The sequence below is a fragment of the Streptomyces sp. NPDC089919 genome (genome assembly GCF_040684615.1).
In the GTDB taxonomy this organism is placed as follows: Bacteria; Actinomycetota; Actinomycetes; order Streptomycetales; family Streptomycetaceae; genus Streptomyces.
The window spans coordinates 1-8,419 of sequence record NZ_JBFBGK010000182.1 but is presented as its reverse complement, the minus strand read 5'-3'; the positions used below and the strand labels follow the sequence as shown (position 1 = coordinate 8,419).

The following is an 8,419-nucleotide window of genomic DNA, read 5'->3' as shown; positions in this document are numbered from 1 at the left end:
TGCCGCGATCTTGACGGGGTTGGACTCGGTGGTGGTGCCGCCGCCGACGCCGGTGGCGACATGGCCCCGCGGCTCCCGGCCGGTGCCGGGGTGCTTGCGCCGGCTCGCCGTGCTCCTCTCGCTCGGCGCCGCCGCCGTGCTCCCCGCGGCCCCCGCGGGGGCGGCCCCCGCCCCCGTGCCCGGCGCGCTAGCCCCCCACACCCTGACCGCCGCCTACACCGCCGGGGTCTCCTCCGGGGGCTACCTGGCCACCCAGCTGCACATCGCCTACTCCGGGACCTTCGCCGGCTCCGCGGTCTTCGCCGCCGGACCGTACGACTGCGCGCAGGGCGACCTCTACCGGGCCCAGTACGCGTGCATGAAGACGTACCAGGACCTCCAGCTCGACCAGCTCGAACGCACCACCCGCGACTGGTCCGCCCAGGGCCTGGTCGACCCCGTCGCCAACCTCGCCGGCGACCCGGTCTACGTCTTCAGCGGGACCAGGGACAGCACCGTCGAGCAGCCGGTAGCCGGTGCCCTGGCCGCGTACTACGGGCGGTTCGGCGCCCGGGTGCGGTACGAGTCCTCGACCGCGGCCGGGCACGCCTGGATCAGCCCGCTGGGGCCGAACCCGTGCACCGTCACCCGCAGCCCGTACGTCAACTCCTGCGGGATCGACGCCGAACGCGACCTGCTGGGCCACCTCATGGGCACCGTCGCCGACCCGGCGCCCGCGGCCGGCGGCTCCCTGATCCGCTTCGACCAGAACCGGTACGTGCCCGGCGGCTCGGCCGCCGCCGTCTCCATGGACGACGCGGGCTTCCTCTACCAGCCCGCCGGCTGCGCCGACGCGGCCACCCCCTGCCGGCTGGTGGTGGCCCTGCACGGCTGCAAGCAGGGGTACTCGTACCAGTCCTTCGGCACGACCTTCATCGACACCGCGCACCTCGACGAGTACGCGGACACCAACCACCTGCTCGTCCTCTACCCCCAGGCAGTGCCCACCGCCACCCTCGACAACCCCAACGGATGCTGGAACTGGTGGGGTTACCTCGGCGACACCGCGTACGCGCACCACGGCGGCAAGCAGCTCGAGGCCATCATGAACATGGTCCGCGCCCTCGGCGGTGCCGGCACCGAACCGCCCGCCCCCACCAGCGTCACCCTCCCGTCCGTGGACGCCCAGGACGGATACGTGAAGGCCGCCCCCGACGGCTCCGGCGCCGCCGTCGGCACCCTGGAGGGCAGCTCCGGCCTGGCCCTGGGCCGCGGCGCCGACGGCAAGGACAACCGCACCCTGCTCTCCTTCGACACCTCCCGCATCCCCGCGGGCAAGCAGCTCGTCCGGGCGTACCTGAGCACCACCCGGGCCGGCGGCTCCGGAGACCCCTGGGCCTCGCCGCCCGGCAACCGCCTGCTGCTGGACCTGCGCACCGGCTGCTTCGGCAGCTCCTGTGCCACCGAGGCGGCCGACTGGGGCGCACCCGCCACCGTCCCGGCCGCCGCGGAGCTCCCGGCGGGGAGCGGGCGGTCCACGGACCTGTCCGCCGCGGCCCTGGCGGCCCTCGACCGGACCGGCACCACCCAGCTCAGGCTGCGCTTCGCCACGCCCCAAAGCGCGACGGCGTACCTCTTCCTCGCCACCGCGCCCCGGCCCGCGCTGACGGTCGAGTACCGCTGACGACGCGACGAGGGCCCGGCCCGGCACCGCGCGCTGCGGTGCCGGGCCGGGCCCCCGGTTCGTGCTCCCGTGCCGGTCGTCAGCGCGAGGGGCAGGCGGCCTGGACGACCTTGCCGGCCTTCGCGGTCGCCGTCGCCGGATCCAGGGCCAGGCACTTGCCGGTCCACTGGTTGACGAAGTAGTAGCTCCGGCCGGCGTCGTTGGGCATGACGTTCCACAGCTGGCTGCCGGAGAAGTTCTTGGTCTCGCAGGGCCACCAGAACAGCTGGGTGCCGTTGCCGGGAGGCGTGCCGTTGTTGTACGGGACCGTCAGGCAGGTGCCGTTCCCGGCCTTGATCCAGTAGTAGCCCTTGCCGTCGTAGTCCGGCTTGGTGGCCGTCCACTGGTGGCTGCTGGGCACCGGGTCGGCGCAGGCGCGCTGGGTCACCAGGCCGCCGCTGCCGTCGGAGAACTCGTCACCGCGGACCATGCACCGGTTCGAGCCCACGGTGCTGCGGTACTGCTTGCCGTTGACCACCCACACCGCCGGGTCCGGCGGGTAGACGTAGCCGGCGATGTTGAGGTCGTCCACCGCCGACATCGGGGTGATCCCCGAACGGTCGCTGACCTGGTAGAAGTTCACCGCCACGAAGTTCGGGACCCGCTCGGCGACGTCCTTGCACGTCTCGATGCGCTTCTTGAGGGCGCTGCCGTTGTCACGGGGCGCGGACGGCGCCGGGTCGATCTCGTCCGAGTTGAACTGGTTCATCGTGAACAGCGGGGTGAGGCCCTTCGTCCCCGGCATGGTCTTGGTGTTCAGCGGCTGGCTGTGGTCCCGGACCGCGCAGCCGTTGGGGGTGCCCTTGATCCCGTAGCCGTACTTGTTCTCGACGGTGTGGGTCCAGGTGTTCATCAGCGTGCCGGAGCCGAGGGCCGTGTCGTCCCAGCTGTCCTGGAAGATCACCAGGCGCTGGTCGTCGGCGACCATGTCGCGCAGGCGCGGCCAGTTGTTGCTGAAGATGCCGTACTTGTTCTGGTTGAACAGGTACTTGCTGCCGCCCGAGGCGTTCAGCATGTTCGTGATGTCCCTGGTCAGGGTCTCCTGGCTGGCGTAGTTCTCCAGGAAGACGGTCACCACTTCCTGCGGGTTCTTCTTGAGGAAGTTGACGATGGTCAGCAGCGCGACCTTGAAGTCGTCGTAGCAGAAGAGGTTGCTGCCGTGGCACATCTCGACGGGACCGTTGCCATTGGGGTCGTAGGTGTCGAGCATCAGCGCCCGCACCCCGCCCTCGAGCTGCTGCTTGATGGTCTCCGACTGGTCCGGGTTCATCGGTGAACCCGCGTTGCCGCTGGCGTAGGAGTTGTGCGTGGTCAGCCAGGACCACTGGTCGTAGCGGCTGTAGCCGTACTTGCTGTCCGCCGCGACCGCGCCGGTCGGCGCGGTCAGTGCCGAGGCCAGGACGAGGAGCGGCAGCACCGGCAGGACGAGCAGGCGCAGCAGGCGGGAGCGGTGGAAGGCTCCCGGGCGAGGCACGGCACCTCTGGTTCTCATGTGAAAGTTCCCCTGATGGAAAGCGGCCGCCGGCGTCGGCGGGTGCGGTACGGCGACCAGAGTGCGGAAGGTCCCGGAGCCCGGCGCCGGTTCACCCGCCAGGGGGTGGCAGGGCGGCGCCGGACCCGTCCGAGGGGAGCTGGTCGTGCCCCCGGCTCGGATGCCCCCAGCCAACCGCACGGAAGCGGAGCCGGACCATGCAGTTCCACCCGCAGAAGTACGGGCGCGGCTACTTTTGCCGCCTCCGCCCCCGCCCGCCTGCGGCGATATACCCACGGTGATTGTCGGCGGGACCGTCTACGCTGTGCCTCTCCCGGCGATCGATGAGGGGGGGAACCTCGCGATCGCGCTCCTTCACGCGTCCGCGAGGTGACACGCCATGACATCAGCCGTCCCTGCCCGGGACACCGGTCCCGCCGACCCGCCCCCGGCGGCCAACAGCTTCCAGGTCGACCTGCGCGGCCTGGTCGACCTGCTCTCGCACCACCTCTACTCCAGCCCGCGGGTGTACGTCCGCGAGCTGCTTCAGAACGCCGTCGACGCGGTCACCGCCCGCACGGCCCACGACCCGGCCGCGCCCGTGCGCATCCGGCTGGCCGCCGAGGCCGGCCGGGTGTCCATCGAGGACAGCGGCATCGGCCTGACCGAGGCCGAGGCCCACTCCCTGCTCGCCACCATCGGCCGCAGCTCCAAGCGCGGCGGGGAGCACGGCCTGGAGACCGCCCGCCAGGAGTTCCTGGGCCAGTTCGGCATCGGACTGCTGGCCTGCTTCGTGGTGGCCCGCCGGATCCGGGTGGTCACCCGCTCGGCCCGCGACCCGCAGGCCCCGCCCGTGGAGTGGCTGGCCTGCGACGACGGCTCGTACACCGTCCGCGTCCTGCCGCCCGAGGCCCGGCCCGAGCCCGGCACCACCGTGGTCCTGGAGCCCCGGCCCGGCGCCGAGGAGTGGACCGAGCCGGCCCGCGTCGAGCAGCTGGCCCGGGACTTCGGCGCCCTCCTGCCGTACGACATCACCTTCGAGGACGGCTCCGGCACGGCCCGCCCGGTCACCGACCGCCCCGCCGTGTGGGAGCGAGCCTTCCCCACCCCGGCGGCCCGCCGCGCCGCCCTGGCGGGGCACTGCGCCGCGCTCTTCGGCTTCACCCCGCTCGACGCCATCGACCTCGACCTGCCGGTGGCCGGCGTGCGCGGCGTGGCGTACGTCCTGCCCGAGGCGACCAGCCCGGCCCACCGGGCCGGCCACCGCGTCCACCTCAAGGGCATGCTGCTCACCGACCGGGCGGACAACCTCCTGCCCGACTGGGCCTTCTTCGTCCGCGTCGTCCTCGACACCGACGTACTGCGCCCCACCGCCTCCCGCGAGAACCTCTACGACGACGAGACCCTGGCGGCCGTCCGCGACGCCCTCGGGCAGCGGGTCCGGCACTGGCTCGGCGAACTGGCCGCCGGCGACCCCGAGCGGCTGGCCGCCTTCCTCGGCGTGCACCACCTGGGCGTGAAGTCGCTGGCCCGGCACGATGCCGAGCTGCTGGGCCTGATGCTGCCCTGGCTGCCCTTCGAGACCAGCGACGGCCGGGTGAGCCTGGCCGAGTTCGCCACCGCCCACCCCGAGGTCCACTTCACCCGGACCGTCGAGGAGTTCCGCCAGATCGCCCCGATCGCGGCCGCCCACGGCCTCGGCGTGGTCAACGCCGGCTACACCTACGACGCCGACCTGCTCGCCCTGCTGCCCGCGGTCCGCCCCGGGGTCACGGTCCGCGAGCTCGACGCCGGGGCCGTCACCGACCGGCTCGACCCCGTCGACCCCACCGACGAACTGGCCCTGGCCGGCTTCCTCGCCACCGCCCGCACCCGGCTCGACCCGCACGCCTGCGACGTCGCCCTGCGCGCCTTCCAGCCGGTCACCGTCCCCGCTCTGTACCTCGACGACCGCCAGGCCCGCCACGAGCGCGACCTCGGCACCGCCGAGGAGAGCGCCGACGCGCTGTGGCAGGACATCCTCGGCGCCTTGCGCGGCAGCGCCCCGCGCGCCCGGCTGGTCCTCAACCACGACAACCCGCTGGTGCGCCGGATCGCCGCGCTGCCCGACCCGGACCTCACCGGCACCGCCGTCGAATCCCTCTACGGCCAGGCCCTGCTGATGGCCCAGCGGCCGCTGCGCCCCGCCGACTCCACCCTGCTCAACCGGGCCTTCCTCGGGCTCCTGGAATGGGCCACCCACCCCGCCGCGCCGAGCGCCGCACCCGAGAAGGACCAGAAGTGACCAGCCTGAGCATCCGTGAGATCTACCAGGGGCTCGAGGAGAACGAGCAGTCCCCCTACGGCGCCGCCCGCAACGCCCACGCCGAGGCCCTGTGCACCGCGGCCGAGGCCAGCGGCGACCGCGGCCTGTTCCGCACGTCCCTCGCCGTCCTCATCGAGGCCTACGAGTACAGCGCCGAGCGCGCCAAGCTGGTGGTGCCCTTCGCCCGGCTGCTCCAGGAGTACGACCGGGACCCGGCGGCCTTCGGGCGGAGCGACACCCACGGCCTGTTCTGGCGGTTCAAGTGGGTGGCCGGCCTGATCGTCAGCTCCCCGGACATCCCCGTCGCCACCGCCACCCGCTGGCTGGAGGACATGGGCCGCCGCTACCGGCTCGCCGGCTACAGCGAGCGCGCCGTGCACCAGGCGGAGTTCCACCTCGCCGACGCCATCGGGGACACCGCGCGCGCCGACCGCGCGATCGAGGCCTGGCGGGCGGCGGAGCGGGACGCCATGAGCGACTGCCACGCCTGCGAGATCCACACCCAGGGCCGGCACCGCGCCCTCCAGGGCCGCGACGAGCAGGCCATCGAGGTCTGGGAACCGGTGCTCGAAGGCCGCCAGGTCTGCCGGGAGGAACCGCACCGGGTCCTCGCCCGGGCCCTGCTGCCGCTGCTCCGGCTCGGCCGGCACGACCAGGCCCGCGCCTACCACCTGCGCGGCTACCGCATGACCCGGGGCAACGAGAGCCTGATGCGGGCCGTCGGGGAGCACATCGAGTTCTGCGCCCTGACCGGCAACGAACCCCGCGGCCTGGAGATCCTGGCCGAGCACGCCGGCTACGTGGAGCGGGTGGTCTCCCCGGGCGTACGGCTGGAGTTCGCCGGGGGAGTCCTCGTCCTGCTGCGCCGGCTGACCGAGCTGGGGCACGGCGACCGGCCGGCCGTCCCGTACCAGGGCGCGCCGCGCACCGTCGCCGAGCTGTCGGCCCTGCTGCACGCCGAGGCGACCGGGATCGCCGGCCGCTTCGACGCCCGCAACGGCAACACCCACATCTCCGACCAGCTCCGCGCCCGCATCGCCGGCGCGCCGCTGGTCGAGGCCCTGCCGCTCGGGGTCCGCAGCACCCCGCTGCCGACCGCCGCGCCGGGGACGGCCGCTGCGCCGGTCGCGGCTGCGACCGCACCGGGTGTCGAGCCGCTGGCCGGCCTCGTCGCGCGGGCCCGGGCCGCCCGCCGGGCCGGCCACCCGACGGCCACGGCCCTGTGGGACCAGGTGGCGGCCCGCACCGGCGCGGGCGAGGAGCTGCCGGAGGACCCGGCGCTGGTCGGGGACCTCCTGGAGCGCCGGGCCATCCGTACCGGCCGCGCCGGGGACGACGCGGGGGCCCGCGCCCTCTTCGAGCAGGCGCAGGCCGCGCACACCGCCGTCGGCGAGGCCTCGCGCGCCGCCTTCGCGGCCCTGGGCGTCGCCGGTGCCGCCGCGCACGGCGGCGCCGCTCCCCAGGAAGTCCGCGCCCTGCTCGCCGAGGCGGAGCGGGCCGCGGGGTCGCTCGACCCCGCGGACCCCGACCGGACCCGCCGGATCGCCGCCGCCCGGTTCAGCGTCCTGCGCATCGAGGCTGCCCTGCGCCATCAGGAGGCCGAGGTCCACCCGGCGGGCCCGGACGCCGAGTTCGTGACCGGTCTCGAGGCGTTCGTCGCCGCGTTCGGGCAGGCCGCGGGGGCGGACGGGGCGCAGACCGCCGACCTGGTCGCCGAGGCCGAGACGCAGCTGGCCCGGATCGCCCTCGGCGCGGGGCGCACCGAGCACGCCGAGGCCCTGCTGGAGTCGGCGGCCGAGCGGGCCCTCGCCGCCGGCCATCCCTGGGAGACCGTCGCCCCGCTCACGCTGCGGGCCGGACTGCTGACCGCCCGCGGACAGTTCGCCGCGGCCGAGGAGGCCGCCCGGACGGCCCTGGGCCACACCGGCGAGGCCACCGACGCCGAGGAGGCGGCCGAGGCGCTGCTCACGCTCGTGGACGTCCTGCTGGCGGGCGAGGGCCGGGCCGAGGAGGCCGCCGGGCACGCGCTGGCCGCGGTGCACCGGCTCGACCGGGCCGGGCTCACCGCGACCGCCGGGGCCAGGGCCCGGCAAACCCTCGCCCAGGCGTACGCCGACGCCGGGCGCACGGCCGAGGCGGCCGAAGTGCTCCAGTCCGCCGTGGCGGACCTGGTCGCCCTCGACGACCGGGAGGGCATGTCCGCCCGCCGCTTCCTGGGCGGGCTCCTCTGCGACGTCCAGGACTGGCGGGGCGCCGCCGAGCAGTACCTGCTGGCCGCCGAGACCGCCGGGGCCTGGGACCACACCCACCTCCAGGCGCACTGCGCCCAGGCCGCCGCGGACGCCCTGTCCCGGGCGGGGCTGGGCCGGGAGGCGGCCGCGGCCTACGAGCGGGCGGTCGCGCTGTGGGGCCGGACCGGCGACGAGCCGGTCGCCGAGGTGCGCTGCCTGCGCTCGCTCGCCTGGCTGGCCGTCCGGGACGGCGCGGACGACGAGAACACCGCCCGGGGACGGCAGTTGATGGACCGGGCCCTGGCGGTCCTGGACGGTGCCGCCGCACCGCAGGACCCGGCACTGCGCTACGAACGCGCCCAGACCTGGCAGCAGACCGGCCAGCTCATCGCCGAACGGGTCGACGCCGCCGACCCGGTGGCGGAAGCGCCGGAGGACGCCCCCGCTCCCGCCGCCCCGTTGGCGCCCGAGCAGCGCGACGTCCTGCGTGCGGAGGCGGTGTCCCTGTGGGAGCGGGCCGCCGCGCTGTACGAGGAGTTCGGCGAGGAGGCCCTGGAGCAGCGCTACCAGTGCGTCGTGGCCGCCGCCTGGACCGACCAGGCCCGGGGCCGGGCCGCCGCCTCCGCCGCCCTCTTCCTCATGTCCAACCCCTACGTCACCGGCTCGGTCCTCACCATCGACGGCGGCCAGTCCCTGTTCTAGGCCCCTAC

Annotated in this window: 4 protein-coding genes; 3 read left to right on the top strand and 1 reads right to left on the bottom strand. The window is 74.7% G+C overall.

From position 1 onward, the window contains the following. Nucleotides 1-1,663, top strand: a 1,663-nt coding sequence (locus AB0O40_RS36870) for a PHB depolymerase family esterase (protein WP_365050479.1), incomplete at its 5' end; no start/stop codon positions are given. Nucleotides 1,664-1,742: 79 nt separating this feature from the next. Here the strand turns inward: AB0O40_RS36870 and AB0O40_RS36865 are convergent. Next, on the bottom strand, nt 1,743-3,176 hold the full coding sequence (locus AB0O40_RS36865) for a phosphatidylinositol-specific phospholipase C domain-containing protein (RefSeq protein ID WP_365050477.1): 1,434 nt from the start codon (nt 3,174-3,176) through the stop codon (nt 1,743-1,745). Between the two features lie 397 nt (nt 3,177-3,573). Here AB0O40_RS36865 and AB0O40_RS36860 point away from each other — a divergent pair, with 397 nt between their 5' ends. Then, on the top strand, nt 3,574-5,457 hold the full coding sequence (locus AB0O40_RS36860; protein WP_365050475.1) for an HSP90 family protein: 1,884 nt from the start codon (nt 3,574-3,576) through the stop codon (nt 5,455-5,457). Next, nucleotides 5,454-8,411, top strand: coding sequence for a tetratricopeptide repeat protein (locus tag AB0O40_RS36855; RefSeq protein ID WP_365050473.1), 2,958 nt, complete (start codon nt 5,454-5,456; stop codon nt 8,409-8,411). The genes AB0O40_RS36860 and AB0O40_RS36855 overlap by 4 nt, the downstream gene beginning before the upstream one ends. Nucleotides 8,412-8,419 lie beyond the last annotated feature (8 nt).

Coding starts and splice junctions, on each gene's coding strand:
- AB0O40_RS36860 (WP_365050475.1), top strand. CDS start 3,574: ATGACATCAGCCGTCCCTGCCCGGGACACCGGTCCCGCCGACCCGCCC.